This window comes from Pseudomonas sp. JZ134, from assembly GCF_051027695.1.
Lineage (GTDB): Bacteria > Pseudomonadota > Gammaproteobacteria > Pseudomonadales > Pseudomonadaceae > Chryseomonas > Chryseomonas luteola.
In genome coordinates this window covers 997,917-1,018,078 of the sequence record NZ_CP069250.1, presented here as the reverse complement: position 1 = coordinate 1,018,078, position 20,162 = coordinate 997,917, and the positions used below count along the sequence as shown (strand labels likewise).

Genomic DNA, 20,162 nt, shown 5'->3' with positions numbered 1-20,162 from the left:
TCCGGAGCCTTGATCTGCCACTGCGCAGACGAGAGGCTCCAGACATCTTGCATCACTGCGGGCTCATGCCCTGGCCGGCATGAGCCCTAGAAGGAGCGAACATGAATGTATTGATCATTGGCAGCGGCGGACGAGAACACGCGCTGGCCTGGAAGGCGGCACAGGATCCTCGCGTTGAAAAGGTATTCGTTGCACCGGGTAATGCGGGTACGGCCATCGAAGATAAATGTGAAAACGTCGCTATTGATGTCCTGGCTCTGGAACAACTGGCGGACTTTGCCGAGAAAAACGTTGCCCTGACAATCGTCGGACCAGAAGCCCCTCTGGTAAAAGGCGTCGTAGACCTGTTTCGCTCACGTGGCCTGAAGTGCTTCGGCCCTACGGCAGGCGCTGCCCAGCTGGAAGGATCCAAGGCCTTCACCAAGGATTTCCTGGCCCGCCACCAGATTCCTACAGCGGCATACCAGAACTTTACTGAAATCGAGCCTGCCCTTGCCTACCTGCGTGAAAAGGGCGCACCTATCGTAGTCAAGGCCGACGGCCTTGCTGCAGGCAAGGGTGTAATCGTCGCCATGACGCTTGAAGAAGCTGAGGCTGCCGTACGTGACATGCTGTCAGGCAATGCCTTTGGCGATGCGGGTGCTCGTGTTGTTATCGAAGAGTTCCTGGAGGGCGAAGAGGCCAGCTTTATCGTCATGGTCGACGGCCATAATGTACTGCCCATGGCGACCAGTCAGGATCACAAGCGTGTAGGCGATGCAGACACCGGCCCGAATACCGGCGGCATGGGTGCGTACTCACCCGCTCCGGTGGTCACGGCTGATATCCATCAGCGCATCATGAAGGAAGTGATCTATCCCACCGTACAAGGTATGGCTGCTGAAGGCCATGTCTATACCGGTTTTCTGTACGCTGGCCTGATGATCGACAAGAACGGCGCTCCCAAGGTCATCGAGTTCAACTGCCGCTTTGGCGATCCTGAAACGCAGCCGATCATGCTGCGCCTGCAATCCAGTCTGGTAGCACTGGTCGAGGCAGCGCTGGCTGAGCAGCTGGATACGGCTGATGCCCAGTGGGATCCTCGACCCAGCCTGGGTGTCGTACTGGCAGCAGGTGGCTACCCTGGAGATTACGCCAAGGGAGACGTCATTTCCGGCCTGGAACAGGCAGTCACTGCCGACGGCAAGGTCTTTCATGCTGGCACAGCATTAGCCCAGGATCAGGTCGTGACCAGTGGTGGCCGCGTCCTGTGCGCCACGGCACTAGGTGACTCCGTGGCTCAAGCACAGCAGAATGCCTATGCCCTAGCCAGACAGATCAACTGGAACGGCTGCTTCTACCGCAACGATATCGGTTATCGTGCGATAGCTCGCGAACGCAGCTAATACCACTGCCGGACGTCACGAAGATGTCCGGCAGCATTTATCCCTGCTGGTCGGCTCGCTATACTTTGAATTCAACTTACGAAGGGAATTTTCGTGCGCCGGCTCAGGACCGCCATCTGTTTGTTTGCCAGCGTTATGCTGGCTTTCCTGTATGCCTCGTTTCCTGCAGCTGCCGACGAAATGGCGGCATGGTCACGCCTGGATGATCCAGAGGGTAGCCTGCAGCTGAGCGATGTGCGTGAGCGACTTTCTGAGTTCAGATCGCTCCCAGGCCAGGAAACCCATCGTCCGGCTGATGAAGGAGCAATCTGGCTCTATACTCGCCTGCCCGCCTCGGATGCCTCACGCGTTCTACGGGCCATTGCACCAAACGTGGCATATATCGATTTTTATGCCCTGAGTGATGGCAGGACCCTGTCCCTCAATCGAACCGGCATCGCACGCCCCGGTAACTACCGTGAGCAGCCCAGCCGCGACTTTCTGTTTACCCTGCCGAGTACCGCCGGCCCGCTGGACGTTTTTGTCCGCATGGAAAGCCGAAGTCCGATTCGTGCCTTTCTGAAGATTGCGCCCAATGCCGAAATCACCATTGCCTTCCGGCTGCTGATGTTCGGCACGCTGTTGGGCTGCCTGTGCATGCTCATGATCTTCAACATGATGCAGCTCTTCTACCGGCGCAGCAGTACCGGTATTGCCCTGACCATTCTGCTCGGCCTGCAGATGGTGGCCGCCTTTAACATCTTCGGCCTGGCCAGCATGATCCTGGTCGAAAAACTGTACCTGACGCCATTGCTGATGGATCTCTCTACCCTAGCAACGATGGCGTGTGCGCTCTACTTTACCAGCGCTTTCTTTAACGGCCAGCAATTGCCATTACGCCTGCAACTGGTGCTTTATGTCGAGTTCATCGCGCTTGTGCTGGCGGCCGCGTTCCTGATTCTGACCAAGGACGTATACATCGGCGAGGTGCTTTACAGCCTCATCGGCCTAAGTGTTTTCACCCTTTTCGCCATCAGCGTCAAATACTGGCAACAGGGCTTCAAGCCCGCACGCTGGCTGGCGCTGGCCTATCTGCTGGCCATCATTGCGGGTGGTTTGGCCCTGCCCCGCATGATGGGTTACTGGTCCTCACCAGAATGGCTGGGACGCGCACTGGTCATGGTCAGCGTGATTACCGGCTTTCTGTTTACGGTGGCCGTAGGCGAGCGCCAGCGTTATCTGCTTGAAAAGCACTTCCTGATGAGCCGTGACCAAGCCGCCAACACGGCTGAAATCAAAGGCAAGGCAGACTTCCTGGCACGCATGAGCCACGAAATACGCACCCCTATGAACGGTGTATTGGGCATGACCGAGCTGCTTTTAGGCACCGCTATGTCACCCAAGCAGCGGGATTATGTCCAGACCATTCACAGCGCAGGTAATGAGCTGCTTAGCCTGATCAATGAAATTCTGGATATATCAAGGCTCGAGTCTGGCCAGATCGAACTGGAAGATGTCCAATTCGACTTCAATGCGTTGATCGAGGACAGCCTTGATATTTTCAGAGCCAAGGCCGAGCATCGACAGGTTGAACTGATCAGCTTTATCCAGCCCCAGGTGCCGCGCATGATGACGGGTGACCCGACGCGTCTGCGCCAGGTGTTGCTAAGCCTGCTGGATAATGCCTTCCAGCGGACTGAAATAGGCGAGATCCTGCTGGTGGTGGCTCTGGAAGGCCAAGGAATGCCAAACCCTCGCCTGCGTATCGCCGTTCAGGACAGCGGTACGCCCCTGGAGCCTGAGGCCCGTAACCGCCTGGTTTCCAGCACGTTGGACAGCCGGGAGTTTCTGGCAGCTGGTGTATCGGGTGCCCATCGGGGTCTTGCCATCACGCAGCGCCTGATCATGCTGATGAAGGGTGAGCTGGGTATCGAAAGCGGCGCTGAAACTGGCTCGACCGTCTGGCTTACCCTTCCCGTTCCACAAGGCCTTCTGGATAATCCCGGCGCTGATCTCGACCGTCCCCTGCATGGCGTCCGCCTGCTGGTGGTCGACGATAACGAAACCTGCCGCAAGGTTCTCCAGCTGCAATGCAGTGCCTGGGGCATGAATGTCACCCTGGCGGCTTCCGGGCGGGAAGCTTTGGCACTCCTGCGTACCAAGGCGAACCTGCAGGAATATTTCGATGTCGTGCTGCTGGATCAGGAGATGCCAGGCATGACCGGCATGCAACTGGCCGCACGGATCAACGAAGATCCCAACCTGAGCCATGATCTGCTACTGATCATGCTGACCGGTATCACTAACGCGCCCAGCAAGATCATTGCACGCAACGCGGGTATCAAGCGTGTCCTGACCAAGCCTGTAGCAGGCTACACGCTGAAGGCCACACTGGCCGATGAACTCTCCCGACGCAGCCAGCCGCTGGGCGAGACGCCTCGAGAGACCCAGTCGGCGCCTCTGCCAAACGACCTCAAGGTTCTGGTTGCCGAGGACAACATCATCTCAACCAAGGTTATTCGCGGCATGTTGAAAAAGATCAACATCGAGCCGGATACAGCCACAAATGGCCTCGAAGCCCTGGCAGCCATGCAACAGACCCAATACGACCTCGTATTGATGGACTGCGAGATGCCGGAAATGGACGGCTTTACAGCAACCGAACGCATGCGTGCGTGGGAGACCCGTGAGAACCGCCCACGAACACCGATTGTGGCGCTGACGGCGCATATCCTTTCCGAACACAAGGAACGCGCCCAGGAAGCCGGAATGGATGGTCATATGGCCAAGCCTGTGGAGTTGTCTCAATTGCGTGACCTTGTGCAGTTCTGGGCTGGCGAACGCGAGCGAGGCGAAACAAAGAAGTAAGGTGGCAGCTACGTGACTTCTTCACCATGTAGCTGCCTGACTCGTCCAATAGGCTGCTTATAATTCATCCAAATAGCGGCCCAAGCCAGGCGCCCCAAAAAAGGGCCGCCTGGTTTTTCGTATTCACCCAGAGCACCAAAAGAAGGCAGCACGTCTACTACGCCGCCAGCGTTTGAGTATGAAAGTCCAGTCAAATCAGAGGCTGTGGCAGTTTGGCATGGATAGTGAAATGCATCGATTAAAGCCGAGAAGGCTTACCCACAATCGAGCACGATCATCCAGGAGCCATGCATGAAGCGCCGTCCCCTACTCAAGACAACGTTGGCCGCTAGCGCCCTGCTGTTCAGCGGACTTTTCCCTTTCAGCGCTGCGCACGCCGCCGACACCATTAAGGTCGGTATTCTGCACTCCCTGTCCGGCACCATGGCGATCTCCGAAACATCGCTCAAAGACATGGCGCTAATGACCATCGATGAAATCAATGCCAAGGGCGGCGTAAACGGTAAAAAGCTTGAGCCGGTGGTGGTTGACCCTGCTTCCAACTGGCCATTGTTTGCAGAAAAAGCACGCCAACTACTGACTCAGGACAAGGTAGCCGTGGTATTTGGCTGCTGGACCTCCGTCTCTCGCAAATCCGTATTACCGGTTTTTGAAGAGCTGAACGGCATGTTGTTCTACCCCGTTCAGTATGAGGGCGAGGAAATGTCGCCCAACGTGTTCTATACCGGCGCAGCGCCCAATCAGCAGGCCATTCCGGCAGTGGAATACCTGATGAGCGAGGATGGTAGTGCCGCCAAGCGCTTTTTCCTGCTGGGCACCGATTACGTCTATCCTCGTACCACGAACAAGATCCTCCGCGCCTTCCTGCATAGCAAGGGTATAGACGACAAGGATATCGAAGAGGTCTATACCCCCTTTGGTCATAGCGACTACCAGACCATCGTTGCCAATATCAAAAAGTTCTCTGCCGGCGGCAAGACCGCTGTGGTCTCGACCATCAACGGCGATTCCAACGTGCCCTTTTACAAGGAACTGGCCAACCAGGGGTTGAAGGCAACAGACGTACCGGTAGTGGCTTTCTCGGTGGGTGAAGAAGAGCTGCGTGGTATTGATACGGCGCCACTGGTCGGTCATCTGGCAGCCTGGAACTACTTCCAGTCCGTCGAAAATCCGGTCAACGAGAAATTCGTATCCGACTGGAAGGCCTATGCCAAGGCCCATAACCTTCCCAACGCCGCTACAGCTGTCACCAATGACCCGATGGAAGCGACCTACGTAGGTATCCACATGTGGGCGCAGGCCGTCGAGAAGGCCAAATCGACCGATGTGGACAAGGTCCGTGATGCGCTGGCTGATCAGAGCTTCCAGGCTCCCTCCGGCTACACCCTGACCATGGACAAGACCAATCATCACCTCCATAAGCCGGTCATGATCGGCGAGATCCAGGATGACGGTCAGTTCAGTGTGGTCTGGCAGACCGAAGGTCCCATCCGCGCACAGCCCTGGAGCCCTTATATCACCGGCAATGACAAGAAGCCGGATCATCCAGTCAAGGGTACGTTTTAACGCATGAGTTGATAACGCGTCGCGGGCATTGGGGAGCCTTTCGCTTGCCAGTGTCTGCTTCGCCACGAAGCGCCCGAGGGTGCAGCCCCTGCACACACGAGAGAAAACATGCGCCTGGTTTCCTTTTTATTGACTGCCTTGCTGCTGAGCGCTACCGGCTTGGCCTGCGCCGGCCCGGCCAGTGACTTCGCCGCCGCCAGCAGCGCCGAACAGATCAAGCTACTACAAGCCTGGTCGGCTGAGCCCAGCCCTGACCGCTTACCTTTTCTACAAGCCCTGCAGGACAACACCGTAGTCATCGACGATGAAAAGCACGTGTTCTACAAGGGCGGCAATACACTGCATGCCGCAGAAGGTGACTCTACAGTAGCGCCTGTCGGCACGCCGAAAAGCTTCCGCTTGAACAACCGGCTCCGGGTCTTGATCAGCAATGCCCTGGCGAGCCACCAGCTCCTGTCCGACGATGCTTCGGCACGTCTGCACGCCGCACAGGCATTACGGCAGGAAGCCAAGCCAGAACAGCGTATGCTGCTCGAACAGCGCCTGCATATCGAGGCAGATGAAAACGTCAAACAGGCGTTGAGCCTTGCCCTGGCCAACCTACAGTTGACCGATCCTGATCCTGCCGTGCGTTTGGCTGCGGTGCGCCTGCTGGGCGATACCGGTGAGCCCCAGGCACGCACTCGCCTGCAGGCGCTGACCAATCCCGCCAACGAGACCGACGCCAATGTACGCAAGGCCGCAGCAACCAGTCTGCAACAGGTGGAACGTCGCCTGCTGATCGGTGATCTGCTTGGACAGGCCTTTACCGGCCTTTCCCTGGGCTCGATTCTGCTATTGGCAGCCCTGGGCCTTGCCATCACGTACGGACTGCTGGGTGTGATCAATATGGCCCATGGCGAGATGCTGATGCTGGGCGCCTACTCCACGTACGTGGTTCAACTGTTGTTCCAGCGTCTGGCGCCCGATTGGCTCGCGTTTTATCCACTGCTGGCTCTGCCTGTGGCATTTCTTATCACGGCGATCATTGGCATGGCACTGGAACGTACCGTGATCCGCCATCTGTACGGTCGCCCGCTTGAAACCCTGCTGGCTACCTGGGGCATCAGCCTGATGTTGATCCAGCTAGTGCGCGTCGTGTTCGGGGCCCAAAACGTGGAAGTGGCAAATCCGGCATGGCTCTCGGGCGGTATCCAGGTCTTGCCGAATCTGCTGCTGCCATATAACCGGCTGATCATCATTGGTTTTGTAATTGCGGTTCTGGTTCTCACCTGGAGTCTGCTCAATATGACCCGGCTAGGCTTGAATATCCGCGCCGTGACGCAGAACCGCAACATGGCAGCCTGCTGCGGCGTGCCGACCGGGCGCATCGACATGCTGGCATTTGGCCTGGGCTCGGGTATTGCCGGCCTGGGTGGCGTGGCGCTGTCGCAGGTTGGCAACGTCGGACCTGACCTGGGTCAGGGCTACATTATCGACTCCTTTCTGGTCGTGGTGCTTGGCGGGGTTGGCCAGCTGGCTGGAAGCGTCATGGCTGCGTTCGGCCTGGGCATTGCCAACAAGATTCTCGAACCACAGATCGGCGCAGTACTGGGCAAGATCCTGATCCTCGCGCTGATCATCCTGTTTATCCAGAAGCGCCCCCAAGGCCTCTTCGCTCTCAAAGGGAGGGTTATCGATTGAACCAGCCCCTGACCATTACGCTTGCGCAAAAAGCCGGCCCGCGCTGGACCCTGGCCCTTGGCGGATTAGCCCTGGTTGGCCTGCTTGCCTTGCCGCTTCTCTCCTTGCTACCGGCCGACAACCCATTACAGGTGTCGGCTTATACCCTGACACTGGTAGGCAAGATTCTCTGCTATGCCATCGTGGCGCTTGCTCTGGACCTGGTCTGGGGATACGCCGGACTGTTGTCGCTCGGCCACGGCCTGTTCTTCGCCCTGGGCGGCTACGCGATGGGCATGTACCTGGTACGCCAGTCTGCCGGAGAAGGCGTCCCGGCCTTCATGTCGTTTCTGTCCTGGACGGAAATCCCTTGGTTCTGGGCGGGTACGCAGCACTTTCTGTGGGCGCTGTGCCTGGTCGTACTTGCACCTGGTGTGCTTGCCTTTGTGTTTGGTTTTTTTGCCTTTCGCTCACGCATCAAGGGTGTGTACTTTTCGATCATGACCCAGGCGTTGACCTTTGCCGGCATGCTGCTGTTTTTTCGCAACGAGACCGGTTTTGGCGGCAACAATGGGTTCACCGGCTTCACTACCCTACTCGGCTTCCCGATCGCCTCACCGGGCATGCGTGCCATGCTTTTCCTGCTGACAGTCGCCCTGCTTGTAGGCAGTCTGCTCCTGGGCTGGCAACTCGCGCGCAGTAAATTCGGCCGCATTCTTACCGCCATTCGCGATGCGGAGAACCGCGTCATGTTCTGCGGCTACGATCCACGCGGCTTCAAACTGTTCGTCTGGACGCTGTCGGCTGTGCTTTGTGGTCTGGCGGGTGCGCTGTACGTACCTCAGGTGGGCATCATCAACCCGAGCGAAATGGCTCCGACCAATTCCATAGAGGCTGCCATCTGGGTGGCTCTGGGCGGCCGAGGTACGCTGATTGGCCCGATTGTTGGTGCGGGCATCGTCAATGGTGCCAAGAGCTGGTTCACCGTTGCCTTTCCCGAGTACTGGCAGTTCTTTCTGGGCCTGCTGTTCATCGTAGTAACCCTCTATCTTCCCAAGGGCGTGATCGGACTGATCCGTAAGGATAAAGACCTATGAAAGCCGCTCCTGTACCTGAGCTGCTCGATGCCTCCCTAGGCAGCGAATCGAGCGGGCTGGGCCACAGTGTTACAGGCGGTCTCGACACCCGCCACGGCACGATTCTTACGCTAGAGGACATCAGTGTCAGCTTCGATGGATTCAAGGCGCTAAATGACCTGACGCTTTACATCGGCGTGGGAGAACTGCGCTGCATCATCGGGCCCAATGGTGCCGGCAAGACGACCCTGATGGACGTCATCACCGGCAAGACCCGCCCCGATACTGGCAAGGCCTACTTTGGCGAAACCCTGGACCTGACACAGATGAGCGAGGTGCAAATCGCTCAGGCAGGCATCGGTCGGAAGTTTCAGAAGCCTACGGTATTCGAAGCGCTTACCGTGTATGAAAACCTGGAGTTGGCACAAAAGGCCGACAAGTCTGTCTGGGCCAGCTTGCGAGCAACGCTTAGTGGTGAGCAGAAGGAGCGACTCGAAGACATCTTGACCACGATCCGCCTGAGCGAATCGCGTCATCGACCGGCCGGGTTGCTCTCCCATGGGCAGAAGCAGTTCCTGGAAATCGGCATGCTACTGACGCAGGAGCCCCAGTTACTCCTGCTGGACGAGCCGGTAGCCGGTATGACAGATGCCGAAACCGAGTTTACAGCGGAGCTGTTCAAGTCGCTGGCTCGCAAGCATTCGCTCATGGTGGTGGAGCATGACATGGGCTTTGTCGACACCATCGCTGACCATGTCACCGTGCTGCACCAAGGGCGTGTTCTGGCAGAGGGCTCGCTTGCCGAAGTACAGGCCAATGAGCAGGTCATCGAGGTCTATCTAGGTCGATGAAAGCGCCCCATAGCGTGGATTAAGCCCAGCAATGTTGTGCAGCTGGCAATTGATGAGTAGGTATCGCCCTTCTCGCTCATGCGTCCATAAGGAACAACGATGCTTCAGGTTAACGAACTTCATCAGTATTACGGTGGTAGCCACATCCTGCGCGGTCTGTCCTTTGAGGCAAGAATTGGCGAAGTCACGTGTCTGCTGGGCCGAAACGGCGTTGGCAAGACAACGCTGCTCAAGTGTCTGATGGGTCTCATCCCCTCAAAACAGGGAAGCGTGACCTGGGAAGGCAATGTGATTACTTCGCTCAAGCCACACCAGCGGATTCATGCCGGTGTCGCCTATGTACCGCAGGGTCGTGAGATTTTCCCTAGGCTTACCGTAGAGGAAAATTTGCTGATAGGCCTGTCTCGCTTTCCGGCCGGACAAGCCAAGGAAGTCCCTGATTTTATCTATGAGCTGTTCCCTGTTCTCAAGCAGATGAGGCATCGCCGAGGGGGTGATCTGTCTGGCGGTCAGCAGCAACAGCTCGCCATTGGCCGCGCCCTGGCCAGCCAACCGCGCCTGCTGATTCTTGATGAGCCCACCGAAGGGATTCAGCCGTCCGTTATCAAGGAGATCGGTACGGTCATCAAGCGTTTGGCGGCCAAGGGCGACATGGCCATCCTGCTGGTGGAGCAATTTTATGATTTTGCCGCCGAATTGGCCGATCACTATCTTGTGATGTCTCGTGGGGAAATCATCCAGCGCGGCCAGGGTACACAGATGGAGGCCGACGGCGTACGCGGTCTGGTCGCCATTTGAAAACCGCTTGCCAGAGCACCCACGCGGCATGCCATGATCCCGCAGTTCAGCGTAATGATGCTGACGGTAAACCAAAACAGATAAGAACCGATGAACGCACCAATTACATCCGCCCTGTTTACCCCTGCCTGGCAGGCCGAGCTGGAGCTGGCCTATGCGCGCCAAGATGACTGGACGCGTCCAGTCATGCGGCGGCATGCCGGTCCACTGCGGGTGCAGAAGCATTTGCACGCGGAGGGGCCGGAGGTGTGCCAGCACATCATTGTTCACCCACCTGGCGGTATTGCTGGCGGAGATCGCCTGGCAATCAGTGCTCGTGTCGGTGAGCAGGCCTGGGCGCAACTGACCAGTCCGGGTGCCGCCAAGTGGTATTGCGCGACAGGCCCGGCTCATCAGTGTCTCACAGTCGCCGTCGAGTCCGGCGCCACGCTGGAATGGCTACCTCAGGAAACCATTGTCTTCTCGGGTGCGCAGGCCGAGCTAGCTACCCGTATCAATCTTGAAGGTGACGCCCGCCTTTTTTACTGGGACATGGTTGCCCTGGGTCGCCCCGCCAGCCAAGAGCGCTTTGCTACAGGACACTTCCAGTCTCATCTGGACATCTACCGCGACGGCCATCTGCTATGGCATGAGCGTCAGCGCATTGCCGGAGGCGACCGTTTACTGGAATCGCCTATTGGACTCGCCGGATATCCTGTCTTCGCCACGCTGATCGTGACCGGCGATATTGACGAATCCCTGCTACAGGCCTGCCGCGCCCTGCCGTGCCAGGGCCGTGGCGATCTCTCACAACTCCCTGGCCTGCTGGTAGCTCGTTGTCTTGCCCATGAGGCGTTGGCGGCACGTGCCTGGCTGATCGAACTCTGGACGCTGTTACGCCCTGCCCTGCTAGGCCGCCGCGCCGTCTCTCCTCGCATCTGGAGCACCTAATGGATTTGACACCTCGCGAAAAAGACAAACTATTGATTTTCACTGCCGGTCTTGTGGCTGAACGGCGTCTGGCCAGGGGCCTCAAGCTCAATTATCCCGAGGCCATGGCCTTTATATCGGCCGCCCTGCTCGAAGGCGCCCGGGACGGCCAGACGGTAGCCGAGCTGATGCACTACGGCACCACGCTGCTTACCCGCGAACAGGTCATGGAAGGGGTTCCGGAAATGATTCCAGACATCCAGGTGGAAGCTACCTTTCCCGACGGGACCAAGCTTGTAACCGTACACCAACCGATTGCCTGAGGCTGTTATGACGTGCTCTATCGCTCCTGCCCACGAATCCGATCTGCCTGGCATTCTGGCCATCTACAACGACGCCGTAGAAAACACCACGGCGATCTGGAACGAGACCCTGGTCGATCTGGCCAACCGCCGCGCCTGGCTGGCAGACCGCACCGCCCAGGGGTTTCCCGTACTGGTTGCCCGTGATGCTGCCGGTGAGGTAGTCGGCTATGCCAGTTATGGCACCTGGCGAACCATTGAGGGTTTCCGTCATACCGTCGAGCATTCGGTATACGTCCGCAGCGATCAGCGTGGTCAGGGCATCGGGCCCATGTTGATGAAAGCGCTGATCGAGTATGCCCGCAAGGCCAATCTACACATGATGGTAGCGGCTATCGAGAGCGGTAATACCGCGTCGATCCGCCTACATGAGCGACTGGGTTTCGTAACGACCGGCCAGATGCCGGAAGTGGGCCGCAAGTTCGATCGGTGGCTGGACCTTACATTCATGCAACTCAAACTGGAGTCCCATCATGGTTGACGTCACCCTTGAACGCGTCGGTGCAGAGGCATTTCAACATTACAGGCGGGGCTTAGGCGACCTTTTGCGTGACTGTGTTGCAGGCGGCGCCTCGATCGGGTTTCTGGCTGATCTGAGCGATGCCGAAGTTGACGCATATCTGGATAACGTTCAACAGGACATCGCAGATGGCGGCCTTCATCTCTGGGTTGCGCTGTTAGGTGACCGGACGGTGGCCGGTAGCGTGCAACTGGCGCCAGCGACCAAACGCAATGGCCTCAAGCGCGCCGAAGTACAAAAGTTGATGGTACTACGTGGCGCTCGGCGGCACGGCATCGCACATCGGCTGATGATCACGCTGGAAAGCGCTGCATTGGACATGGGCCGCACCCTGCTCTACCTCGATACGCTGGCGGGTTCAGGCGCCGAACAGCTCTATCAATACCTGGGATATCAGCGTGTCGGGGAAATCCCGGATTATGCCGCGAACCCCGACGGCATCTATCACCCGACCGCCCTTTACTACAAGCAGCTCAGGAGCCTCTCATGATCCCTGGCGAATACCAGATCAAAGACGGCGATATAGAACTCAATGCCGGTCGTCGAACCTTGAGCCTGACGGTAGCCAACACGGGGGATCGCCCTGTCCAGGTCGGCTCTCACTATCACTTCTTCGAAACCAACGATGCCCTCGCCTTTGACCGTGAGCAGGCCCGTGGCATGCGCCTGAACATTCCGGCGGGTACGGCAGTACGCTTCGAGCCGGGTCAGTCACGCGATATAGAGCTAGTGGAGCTGGCAGGCGACCGTATTGTGTATGGCTTTGCTGGCCGTGTGATGGGCCATTTATAACGCGCAGCTCCGATGCAATGAACATCAGTCTTGATGATGGGTATTGCTTCGCACCTTCCATCCCATTGCCAGGATGGTCAAGGCGCGCCGCCTGAAGGCAGTAATACCCCTTACCAACCCACACCCGAAACACAGAACGGGACCGGCGCTGCGCCCCCCTTCCCTACACGATCAGGATGAGTGATATGAAGATTTCACGCCAAGCCTATGCCGACATGTTCGGTCCCACTACGGGCGACAAGGTGCGTCTGGCGGATACGGACCTGTGGATTGAGGTCGAGCACGATCACACCGTTTACGGTGAAGAGGTCAAGTTCGGGGGCGGCAAGGTGATTCGTGACGGCATGGGCCAAAGTCAGCGCTGCGCAGCCGACGTGGCCGACACGGTGATCACCAATGCGCTGATTCTGGACCATTGGGGGATTGTGAAAGCGGACGTTGGCCTCAAGGATGGTCGTATTGCAGCCATCGGCAAGGCAGGCAACCCGGACATCCAGCCGGGAGTAACGATTGCTATTGGTGGCGCAACAGAGGTCATCGCTGGGGAAGGCATGATCCTCACAGCAGGCGGCATCGATAGTCACATTCACTTCATCTGTCCGCAGCAGATCGAAGAGGCCCTCATGAGTGGTGTGACTACCATGATCGGCGGAGGCACAGGCCCAGCGACAGGCACCAATGCGACTACCGTAACGCCCGGCCCCTGGCATATGGCGCGCATGCTGCAGGCGGCAGATGCCTTCCCGATGAACATCGGTTTTACCGGCAAAGGCAATGTGAGCGTCCCCGAACCGCTAATAGAGCAGATCAAGGCTGGTGCTATTGGCCTTAAGTTGCATGAGGACTGGGGCACGACACCGGCAGCTATCGACAACTGCCTTGCAGTGGCTGACCAGTACGATATCCAAGTTGCAATCCATACCGATACGCTGAATGAGTCTGGCTTTGTCGAGACAACCCTGGGCGCATTCAAAGACCGCACCATTCACACTTATCACACCGAAGGTGCAGGTGGTGGACACGCGCCGGATATCATCAAGGCCTGCGGTTTCCCCAATATACTGCCCAGCTCTACCAATCCAACCCGGCCGTTTACCAAGAACACCATTGATGAGCACCTGGACATGCTTATGGTCTGCCATCATCTCGACCCAAGCATTGCTGAAGACGTAGCCTTCGCCGAAAGCCGTATCCGTCGTGAGACCATTGCCGCCGAGGATATCCTCCATGACCTGGGCGCGTTTTCAATGATCAGTTCTGACAGCCAGGCCATGGGCCGGGTAGGCGAGGTCATAACCCGTACCTGGCAAACCGCCGACAAGATGAAGAAGCAGCGTGGCGCCTTGCCTGAAGACGGCCCCGGCAACGATAATTTCCGCGCCAAACGCTATATTGCCAAGTACACCATCAACCCAGCCATCACCCATGGTGTTAGCCATGAAGTGGGCTCCATCGAAGTGGGTAAATGGGCGGACCTGGTCTTGTGGCGCCCGGCCTTCTTTGGAGTGAAACCCTCATTGATCCTAAAAGGCGGTGCCATTGCGGCGAGCCTAATGGGTGACGCCAACGCGTCCATCCCTACGCCGCAACCGGTTCACTATCGACCTATGTTCGCAAGCTACGCCGGTGCGCGTCACGCCACAAGCCTGACCTTTATCAGTCAGGCGGCCTTTGACGCAGGTGTGCCTGCCCAGTTAGGCCTCAAGAAGCAGATTGGCGTCGTAAAGGGCTGCCGTACGGTGAAGAAAACCGACCTGATCCATAACGGCTATTTACCCACCATCGAAGTCGATCCGCAGAATTATCAAGTCAAAGCGGATGGACAGCTGTTGTGGTGCGAGCCGGCAGAAGTATTGCCCATGGCACAGCGGTATTTCCTGTTTTGATCAAGGTCTTGCGGAAGGCCCAAGGCAGCGTTACCGCTTCTGAACGATAACGCTGCCTTGGATAAACGGAATTACTTGCTGGCGGCGTCGATGGCCTTCTGCAGGTTTTCCGTATCGGTCGCGCCGGGAATAACGGTCACGTTGTCTGCAGTTGCGCCCTTGGTCGGCATGACTACGAACGTAGGCGTACCCTGGATCTGCATCTTGCTGCCCAGGTCCATGTTGGCCTGGATCTGGGACTCTAGCGTCTTCGCGTCAGCCTTGACATCGGCCAGCTTCAGATCAACGGCTTTCAGAGCCTTCTCCACGTCCTGCTCGGTCAGCTTGCCCTCGTTCTTGCCGGTTGCAAACAGACCGTTATGGTATTTCAGGTAAGCCTCACCACCCTTCTTCGCATACACATACTGACCGGCTTCCGCCGCCAGGATGGAGGCCGGCCAGCGAGCACCAAAGACCGGGAACTCCTTGAAGACGAAGCGAACATTAGGATTCGCCTTGATCAGTACTTCGACCGTCTCAGACATGTGATAGCAATAGATGCACTGGTAATCGAAAAACTCGACGATCGCCACCTTGGCATCCTTCGGCCCTACGGCAGGCGTCTTGGCATCGTTGAGCAAGGCATCGGCGGAAGCTACGGCACCCACGGTCAGCTGACTGATCTGCTCTTCCTGTTGTTTCTGCTGCAACGCCTGACTGACCTGAACCAGCACCTCAGGGTGCTTGATCAGATAATCCGCGGCGATCTTGCCAATCGCATCCTGCTGGCTGGTATTGAAACCGCCAACACTGCTATCGGCATGGGCAAAGGGAGCGCAGGCCAGAACCAATGCTGCAAGAGCTGATTTGGCACGCAGCGTCCGACCTTTGAAATTCTGCATCTGTGGTTCCTTGGCTATGAACGAGGGGAAATAGCACTCCGCCGGTGGGCGGAAAGTTCATGATCGTACCGCATGCCGAGGCCTTTACAAAAACAGGTTGAATGGAACAGGCACAAACCTGAGGCATTCGGCACACCTGAAGGCAATCCAGCAGAATGCCTTGGGACAGCTGGTCGCCTTCAACTGACGTTTGCCATGAATGAGAGTCCGAATGGTTTTAGCGAGGTAAATGTAAATGACTGATCAAGCTGACTTCATCCGGATAGTGAAGAGCGAAGTGCTCTCCGAAGGCTTCTCCGTACTCAAGACAAACACCTTTGACTACCGCCGCCGTAACGGCCAATGGCAACAGCTGACCCGAGAGACCTACGATGCAGGCGACAGCACTACCGTGCTCCTCTATAACCGGTCGCAGCGGACCGTTGTGCTCACCCGGCAATTTCGCTTTCCTGCCTTCGTCAATGGCGTAGCGGACGGCATGTTGCTCGAAACACCAGCCGGCAAGCTTGATAAGGCGTCTCCTGAGAAACGTATTAAGGAAGAGATTCGTGAAGAGACCGGCTATGACATCCAGAATGTCACGCCACTGTTTGAAGCCTATTCAACCCCCGGTTCCGTGACGGAAAAGCTCTCTTTTTTCACGGCTGAATACGAGTCAAGTAACCGCAAGGAAGACGGTGGTGGTCTGGAAGGAGAAGGTGAGGACATCGAGGTATTAGAAATGCCTTTCGATGAAGCGCTAGGTTTGGTCAGGCAGGGGCAGATAAAAGACATGAAGACCATCACCCTGCTCTATCACGCAGCGTTACACGTATTCGATAAACCTGTAGCGTAATGTCAGCCATTTTTCGGGCGAGTAAGCTTACTAAGCCCACTCGCCCGAACGCGGTTCCTTACAGGCGGAACCGTGCCATTTGCGTGGCCAAGTGATCGGCCATAAGAGACAGTTCCTGACAATCCGCACGACAGGCATTCACATCCTTGACCGTTGTTTGAGCAAGATCAGCGATACCCTGAACGTTTCGGTTGATCTCTTCCGTTACTGAGCTTTGCTCTTCAGTAGCGGTCGCCACCTGATGGTTTCTATCCGTAAGCTCTTCGACATGCGCAGCAATGGCATCTAATGACCGGCCTGTTTGTCTGCTGGCCTCTACGCCCGTTTCAGTAGCCGACTGTCCGGCACGTATGGAAGCAACGGCCTCGTCAGCACGCCCTTTGAGTTCACCAATCATGCGCTGAATTTCAGAGGTCGCGCTTTGGGTACGGCCAGCTAGGGTACGAACCTCATCAGCCACCACGGCAAATCCACGCCCCATTTCCCCTGCACGTGCTGCCTCAATGGCTGCATTGAGCGCCAGCAAATTCGTCTGGTCGGAAATACTACGAATTACCAGCAAAACCTCATCAATGGTATCGACCTGTTGAGCCAGGGCACCTACAGCGCTTGCCGCCTCCTCAATATCGGCCGACATCCCTTGGACATACTGGATAGATTGCCCAACCACCTGCTTAGCGGATACCGCCTCTTCCTGAGTGCTGCAAGAGACCTCAGCTGCAGCGCCGGCATTGCGTGCGATCTCTTGCACGGTCAGCCCCATTTCATGCACAGCGGTAGCCACCATGTCGGTCATATGCTGCTGCTGGGTCGCTCGCGTCGATGTGCTGTCCACTACCTGGGCAACCTGGACCACATTCTGCCGAAGCTGCTCGCTGGTATGCAGGGCATTACCGATCAGCTCGCGCAAACTTTCAACAAATCGGTTAAAGCCACGCGCTAGATCACCTAGTTCATTCGCACGGCTTTCATCAAGCCGACGCGTTAGGTCACCATCACCGCTACCAATATCGATCAGTGCGGTTGTTACCTGGCGAATCGGTCGAACAATACTGCGCGCCATCCAGACAACCAGTCCCAGAAACGCCAGAACAACGGCCAGACTAATACCAGAAATGACAAACAAAGCTTTTTGGGCAGGACCATAAACCTCCGAAAGCGGCACCTCGCTAACCAGCGTCCATCCAAGCGACTCGACTGGCTCAGCTACCGCTACGTATTCCTGGCCATCCCGCTCAAACATCACAGCCTGACTGTCAGCGCCTTTTGCCTTGGCAATCAGTTGCTGGGCGGGCCCAGTTCCTACTAACTGCTCAAGCATCTTCTTGTCATTGAGTTCGGCCTGGGGATGGATTTTCACCTTGCCGTCTGGACTGACTAAATAAACCTGACCCTGCTGGCCAAAACGGAAGTCACGAATCATGTCTGACAATGCTGTCAGGCTGAAGCCCAGCCCTACTACACCCAACAGGCGGCCGTCGCGCTCGATACGCTCATCAATAAATAAGGTGGGCATATGAGTATTGTTATCAATGTCGATCACGATCAAACGCTGTTGTCCGCTCGCCAGAAAGTCATAAAACCACTTACTGTTCGCTTCGCCAGGTTTGAGCGTGATATCCAGGCCTTTGTTCGTAAAATAATGGCCGGAATCCTTGGAGATGATAAAGGACACGAGCGCGTTGTAATGCTGTTGGAGATTCGATAAATAATGTACGAACTGAGGCTGTTGCTCGACAGCTTCGCCAGCACTCAACCAGTCGGCAATCAATGTATTGTTGGCCATATTACTGGCCGTGGTCAGCGGGACGGTCAGTACTCGCTCAAGATCATTTCGAATCGCTTTGACACTGGTCGGCATAGCCTCTTGAAGCAGATAACGATCGGTTAACCGATTCAAGGCATAGGCATAGATACCAATTACAACCAAACTGCTAATGACCAAGGCGGCGCCCATGCTCAAGATAAGCTGCCACTGGATACTGTTTCGCCAAAGACGCATAACGTAACGTGCCTCGAATTCCGCGACTAGAAGAGATGCTGCAAAGAGATCTGGAGATAGTTAAGCGGTAACCCTAAATGCAAGGGCACAGCTAGCGTCTAGACGTTCTTTGAGTAAACGAATAAATAGTGCAACGCGTATCGACGAACAGAAGAAGAACTTTACGGGGAGAGAATGGTTTTTGGAGAGTGGGTGACTGACGGCAACAATAAAAACCGGACAATAAGGCGTTGCCTTTTAAAAAGGCAACGTCATGATTCCTTAGAAAGATGCTAGCGTGCGTTGACAAGCCCTGTATTTATAAGGCTTTAATGAGCAGCAAGGTGGCTCTATTACCTTGCTCCCTACTGCTCTCTAGCGTAGCTGACTATCCTTGCTGCCACGTCGGTTATAGCCGCTGAACCGGGCCTGCTCCTTGTCGTGCGCGGCCTGACAGTTAACGCACAAGCGCACACCTTTTACTGCCTGGCGTCGAGCTTCGGGAATAACCGCATCGCACTCTTCGCAATGCGTCAGGCTTTCACCACGCGCCATCTGGCTTCGAGCGCGCTGGATAGCATCTTCAATGGTGCTGTCGATCTGCTCTTGAACCGCCCCGTCGTTTGCCCAACCACTGGCCATAGGACTCTCCCATTAGCTGTGAGACATCCTGTTGATATGGGTACATCTGCACCTATAACAAGAGGCCAGCGCAACGTCATTTGCCGTAGCCGACCAATGACATCCTACGACTCGTTTACACCAGATCTGCTCGTGTCAGCTCACTTTTGAGATAGGCGTAATAAATAGGCGCAGCCACAAGTCCTGGTAGGCCGAAAGCCGATTCAAAAACCAGCATGGCTAACAGTAATTCCCAGGAGCGGGCCTTGATTTGCCCTCCGACAATGCGCGCATTAAGGAAATACTCAAGCTTGTGGATAGCGACCAGATAGCACCCTACGGATACTGCCACCCACAGCGAAACCGACAGCCCTACGATCAGAATCAGGGTATTAGAGAGCAAATTCCCGATCACGGGCAGCAGCCCCAGAATGAAGGTCGCTACGATCATTGTCTTGATCAGGGGTAAGTGGATGCCACAGAGCGGCAACACACCCGCAAGAAAGACGGCTGTCAGAATGGTATTGATAAAGGAGATCTTTACCTGGGCAAATACCACGTTGCGAAATGCCTCTGACAGCAGCGCCACACGGTCCAGCAGCGCAGTGGACAGCGGACGTTCCTGGGCTCTGCTGCGCTTGCGCTGCAAAGCAACGGCAGCGCCCAGGATCAGGCCAATTACGAGGGTGACAAACGTGTGTATGGCATCCTTGCCAATGGTCTGCAGCTCACCTAAGTGAGCACCTAGCCACTCATTGACCGAGTGACGAAAATCTTCGGCGCTGGCGGGCAGGTATTTATCGAGCGCCATGGGAAGTTGCCCACGGGCACGCTCGGTGAGCGCCATGAATTTATCGATCAGACTGCCCGGATTACGGACTTCATGCAGTACAAAACTGATCGCGCCCGCAAAGAACACGGCCAGTACACAGACAACCAGGGTCACCAGCAGGGCTACCGCCACGATACGGGCACGATCACCGGAAATAAGCCCCTGCAGGCGAGGCTCCAGCATATTGGCCAGTTCAAAGACCAGCAGACCGGCAAACAGACTGGGGACCAATCCAAGCGGAAAAACCAACATGAGGCTGGCCAGAATAACGAACCAGCTACCCAGAAGAATCTGACGAGGCGTAAATACGGGCATGATGTCCTATGCGTTGTAAGGCAGCCTCAAGGAGGCAATCCAT

At 56.5% G+C, this 20,162-nt stretch carries 18 protein-coding genes; 14 read left to right on the top strand and 4 right to left on the bottom strand.

Going from position 1 to position 20,162, the window contains the following annotated elements:
* Positions 1–101: 101 nt before the first annotated feature.
* From purD to ureC, 13 genes are all read left to right on the top strand, one after another.
* Entirely contained in the window at positions 102–1,385 is a 1,284-nt protein-coding gene (gene purD, locus JQR86_RS04590; protein ID WP_019364322.1) for a phosphoribosylamine--glycine ligase, read from the top strand.
* Positions 1,386–1,478: 93 nt separating this feature from the next.
* Positions 1,479–4,232 carry a hybrid sensor histidine kinase/response regulator gene (locus JQR86_RS04585; RefSeq protein ID WP_407362194.1) on the top strand — a complete coding sequence of 918 codons (2,754 nt, stop codon included), beginning with the start codon at positions 1,479–1,481 and terminating at the stop codon, positions 4,230–4,232.
* Between the two features lie 291 nt (positions 4,233–4,523).
* Positions 4,524–5,798 carry an urea ABC transporter substrate-binding protein gene (gene urtA / locus JQR86_RS04580; protein ID WP_434154414.1) on the top strand — a complete coding sequence of 425 codons (1,275 nt, stop codon included), beginning with the start codon at positions 4,524–4,526 and terminating at the stop codon, positions 5,796–5,798.
* 108 nt (positions 5,799–5,906) lie between these two features.
* Positions 5,907–7,481 (top strand): urea ABC transporter permease subunit UrtB, encoded by a 1,575-nt coding sequence (urtB, locus tag JQR86_RS04575; RefSeq protein WP_434154413.1) that lies wholly within the window; start codon positions 5,907–5,909, stop codon positions 7,479–7,481.
* Positions 7,478–8,557 (top strand): urea ABC transporter permease subunit UrtC, encoded by a 1,080-nt coding sequence (gene urtC, locus JQR86_RS04570; protein WP_125887781.1) that lies wholly within the window; start codon positions 7,478–7,480, stop codon positions 8,555–8,557. Before urtB ends, urtC begins: the two co-directional genes overlap by 4 nt.
* On the top strand, positions 8,554–9,387 hold the full coding sequence (urtD, locus tag JQR86_RS04565) for an urea ABC transporter ATP-binding protein UrtD (RefSeq protein WP_434154412.1): 834 nt from the start codon (positions 8,554–8,556) through the stop codon (positions 9,385–9,387). Before urtC ends, urtD begins: the two co-directional genes overlap by 4 nt.
* A 99-nt stretch (positions 9,388–9,486) precedes the next feature.
* Positions 9,487–10,185 (top strand): urea ABC transporter ATP-binding subunit UrtE, encoded by a 699-nt coding sequence (gene urtE / locus JQR86_RS04560; RefSeq protein ID WP_434154411.1) that lies wholly within the window; start codon positions 9,487–9,489, stop codon positions 10,183–10,185.
* A gap of 90 nt (positions 10,186–10,275) precedes the next feature.
* On the top strand, positions 10,276–11,115 hold the full coding sequence (locus JQR86_RS04555; RefSeq protein ID WP_434154410.1) for an urease accessory protein UreD: 840 nt from the start codon (positions 10,276–10,278) through the stop codon (positions 11,113–11,115).
* Positions 11,115–11,417: an urease subunit gamma gene (locus tag JQR86_RS04550; protein ID WP_010795439.1), complete on the top strand. Its 303-nt coding sequence runs from the start codon at positions 11,115–11,117 to the stop codon at positions 11,415–11,417. Before JQR86_RS04555 ends, JQR86_RS04550 begins: the two co-directional genes overlap by 1 nt.
* A 7-nt stretch (positions 11,418–11,424) precedes the next feature.
* Positions 11,425–11,937 (top strand): GNAT family N-acetyltransferase, encoded by a 513-nt coding sequence (locus JQR86_RS04545; protein ID WP_286787401.1) that lies wholly within the window; start codon positions 11,425–11,427, stop codon positions 11,935–11,937.
* Positions 11,930–12,466, top strand: coding sequence for a GNAT family N-acetyltransferase (locus JQR86_RS04540; RefSeq protein WP_407362199.1), 537 nt, complete (start codon positions 11,930–11,932; stop codon positions 12,464–12,466). The genes JQR86_RS04545 and JQR86_RS04540 overlap by 8 nt, the downstream gene beginning before the upstream one ends.
* Positions 12,463–12,768: an urease subunit beta gene (locus JQR86_RS04535; protein ID WP_010795442.1), complete on the top strand. Its 306-nt coding sequence runs from the start codon at positions 12,463–12,465 to the stop codon at positions 12,766–12,768. The genes JQR86_RS04540 and JQR86_RS04535 overlap by 4 nt, the downstream gene beginning before the upstream one ends.
* A gap of 185 nt (positions 12,769–12,953) precedes the next feature.
* Complete coding sequence (gene ureC, locus JQR86_RS04530; protein ID WP_434154408.1) at positions 12,954–14,654, top strand: urease subunit alpha; 1,701 nt, start codon at positions 12,954–12,956, stop codon at positions 14,652–14,654.
* Between the two features lie 71 nt (positions 14,655–14,725).
* On the opposite strand, the gene JQR86_RS04525 is transcribed toward ureC, so the two are convergent.
* Entirely contained in the window at positions 14,726–15,535 is an 810-nt protein-coding gene (locus JQR86_RS04525) for a DsbA family protein (protein ID WP_434154407.1), read from the bottom strand.
* Positions 15,536–15,770: 235 nt separating this feature from the next.
* Here JQR86_RS04525 and JQR86_RS04520 point away from each other — a divergent pair, with 235 nt between their 5' ends.
* Positions 15,771–16,370, top strand: a complete 600-nt coding sequence (locus tag JQR86_RS04520) for an NUDIX domain-containing protein (RefSeq protein WP_434154406.1) — start codon at positions 15,771–15,773, stop codon at positions 16,368–16,370.
* Positions 16,371–16,428: 58 nt separating this feature from the next.
* Here the strand turns inward: JQR86_RS04520 and JQR86_RS04515 are convergent, their stop codons facing one another.
* The 3 genes from JQR86_RS04515 to JQR86_RS04505 form a co-directional block, all read right to left on the bottom strand.
* Positions 16,429–18,372 carry a methyl-accepting chemotaxis protein gene (locus JQR86_RS04515; RefSeq protein ID WP_010795446.1) on the bottom strand — a complete coding sequence of 648 codons (1,944 nt, stop codon included), beginning with the start codon at positions 18,370–18,372 and terminating at the stop codon, positions 16,429–16,431.
* Positions 18,373–18,726: 354 nt separating this feature from the next.
* The gene (locus JQR86_RS04510; RefSeq protein WP_019364310.1) at positions 18,727–18,993 is read right to left on the bottom strand and encodes a DksA/TraR family C4-type zinc finger protein; all 267 of its coding nucleotides are present in this window, start codon (positions 18,991–18,993) and stop codon (positions 18,727–18,729) included.
* A 115-nt stretch (positions 18,994–19,108) separates the two neighbouring features.
* The gene (locus tag JQR86_RS04505; RefSeq protein WP_219653256.1) at positions 19,109–20,119 is read right to left on the bottom strand and encodes an AI-2E family transporter; all 1,011 of its coding nucleotides are present in this window, start codon (positions 20,117–20,119) and stop codon (positions 19,109–19,111) included.
* Positions 20,120–20,162: the final 43 nt, after the last annotated feature.